The following is a 2,329-nucleotide window of genomic DNA, read 5'->3' as shown; positions in this document are numbered from 1 at the left end:
CCAACGAAGCTGGCTACGTGAAACCAACCGTAACCACACAGGAGCCTGAAAAAGTGGCAAACGATTATCTCTTCACGTCCGAATCCGTCTCCGAAGGCCATCCGGACAAAGTCGCGGACCAAATCTCGGACGCGATTCTCGACGCCATCCTCGAGCAGGACAAATACTCCCGCGTTGCGGCGGAAACGCTGTGCAACACGGGTCTCGTCGTGCTGGCCGGTGAAATCACCACGACGGCCAACATCGATTACATCCAGATCGCGCGCGATACGATCAAGCGCATCGGCTACGACAACACCGACTACGGCATCGACTACAAGGGTTGCGCGGTGCTCGTCGCGTACGACAAGCAGTCGCCGGACATCGCGCAGGGCGTCGATCGTGCACACGACGACAACCTCGACCAAGGCGCGGGCGACCAGGGCCTGATGTTCGGTTATGCGTGCGACGAAACGCCGGAACTGATGCCGCTGCCGATCTACCTGTCGCACCGCCTCGTCGAGCGTCAGGCGAGCCTGCGCCGCGACGGTCGCCTGCAATGGCTGCGTCCGGACGCGAAGTCGCAGGTCACCGTCCGCTACGTCGACGGCAAGCCCGATTCGATCGACACCGTCGTGCTGTCGACGCAGCACGCACCGGACATCGAGCTGCCCGCGCTGCGCGAAGCCGTGATCGAGGAAATCATCAAGCCGACGCTGCCGGCCGAGCTGATCAAGGGCGACATCAAGTTCCTCGTGAACCCGACCGGCCGGTTCGTGATCGGCGGCCCGCAGGGCGATTGCGGCCTGACCGGCCGCAAGATCATCGTCGATACCTACGGCGGTGCCGCACCGCACGGCGGCGGCGCGTTCTCGGGCAAGGATCCGTCGAAGGTCGACCGTTCGGCTGCGTATGCCGGCCGTTACGTCGCGAAGAACATCGTCGCCGCCGGCCTCGCGTCGCGCGCGCTGATCCAGGTGTCGTACGCGATCGGCGTGGCCGAGCCGACCTCGGTGATGGTCAACACGTTCGGCACAGGCCGCGTGTCGGATGCGGTGATCACGAAGCTCGTGCGCGAGCATTTCGACCTGCGTCCGAAGGGCATCATCAAGATGCTCGACCTGCTGCGCCCGATTTACGAGAAGACCGCCGCTTACGGCCACTTCGGCCGCGAAGAGCCGGAATTCTCGTGGGAAGCAACCGACAAGGCGCTCGCGCTGGCCGAAGCGGCCGGCGTGGAGCCGACGGCACGCGTCGCGTAAGCGTCGTTCGCCTGAAATGAAAAACCCCGGCCTAGCCGGGGTTTTTTATGGGTGTCGATCGTCGCGGCAACGGCGGCGATCGGTGCGGGCCATGCCCGCCGGTACCTGATCAGCGTGCGCCGAACCCGAACCAGCCGTTGCTCGCCGCGAGGCGGCGCGGACGGTTGACGCGGCGCTGCGGGCCGAGCTTGCGGCGCAGCGCGAGCGCGCGCAGCGACGACGGTTTCTGCAGCAGCGAACGCAGGCCGGCGCGGCGGGCGAACGCCTGTGCGCTCATCATCGAGAAAAACGCGTGGAACCACGCACGGATGCCGTCCAGCCGGCTGTGCGTGTGCGTACGTTCGGCCAGCGCCTGCGTGCGGGCGCGGTGATGGCGCAGCGAGCGGGCAGGAGCGGACGGCACGACGCGCTTCGCAGCGCGGTTGAAACGGGAAGTCAGACGGAATGGCATGTGAACGATGCTTCGCTTGTATGGGTGGCGCCCTGAAGAGCGCACTGGTATCAACGGCCTCGGATGGCACAACGGATCTTACCTAAACCCGTCGCGCGCCGCGCCCGCCAGAATTGACAGGCCGCGTCAGGCTACAGGGGTTTCGTGACCGGCAAAAGTCGCGATAAACCCTTGTGCAGCAAGGCGTGTGCCGCATACCGCCTGTCGCTCAGGCAGGTGCCGCGCCGCACAGTTCCCTTGCGCTGGATCAAATCCGCGATTGGCATGCCCCTGCGCACGACAATGGTGCTGTTCGCGGTATCCGGCGCCGATTTACAATCGTCACATTCACACAATAAACGTCTGGCATCCCATGTCGTCTCCATTGCAGTCGGAATCGATCCGCGCGCAAGTCGCGGAATTGCGCGAGCGCGGCTTCGTCGTCGCGCGCGGCCTCGTCGGCGAAGCGCAGTGCGCGGCGCTCCGGCAGATCGCGGAGCGCCAGTTGCGGGAGGCCGCCGAGCCGATCGAGTTCGAGGCCGACCTGCGCTACCCGGGCGCACCCGAATCGAAGCATGCGCCGGGCGGGCATACGGTGCGACGGCTGCTCGATGCGTATTCGCGCGATCCGGCGTTTGCCGAGCGCGCGATCGCGCCC

At 65.7% G+C, this 2,329-nt stretch carries 2 protein-coding genes and 1 pseudogene; 2 read left to right on the top strand and 1 reads right to left on the bottom strand.

Going from position 1 to position 2,329, the window contains the following annotated elements; all coding sequences use genetic code 11:
* Positions 1 to 53: 53 nt before the first annotated feature.
* Positions 54 to 1,241: a methionine adenosyltransferase gene (gene metK / locus JMF90_RS33845; RefSeq protein ID WP_011546455.1), complete on the top strand. Its 1,188-nt coding sequence runs from the start codon at positions 54 to 56 to the stop codon at positions 1,239 to 1,241.
* Positions 1,242 to 1,350: 109 nt separating this feature from the next.
* On the opposite strand, the gene JMF90_RS33840 is transcribed toward metK, so the two are convergent.
* Positions 1,351 to 1,692, bottom strand: coding sequence for a hypothetical protein (locus JMF90_RS33840; protein ID WP_006477508.1), 342 nt, complete (start codon positions 1,690 to 1,692; stop codon positions 1,351 to 1,353).
* Positions 1,693 to 2,044: 352 nt separating this feature from the next.
* Here JMF90_RS33840 and JMF90_RS33835 point away from each other — a divergent pair.
* Positions 2,045 to 2,329, top strand: a pseudogene (locus tag JMF90_RS33835) (phytanoyl-CoA dioxygenase family protein); the annotation flags it as partial.

The sequence above is a fragment of the Burkholderia sp. E168m23 genome (assembly GCF_016586125.1).
GTDB lineage: Bacteria > Pseudomonadota > Gammaproteobacteria > Burkholderiales > Burkholderiaceae > Burkholderia > Burkholderia orbicola.
Note: the sequence above shows the minus strand (reverse complement) of the source record. Positions and strands in the feature narration are given on the sequence as shown.

Bases quoted from the DNA above. Each gene is read 5' to 3' on its own strand.
- JMF90_RS33840 (WP_006477508.1), bottom strand. From the start codon at position 1,692: ATGCCATTCCGTCTGACTTCCCGTTTCAACCGCGCTGCGAAGCGCGTC.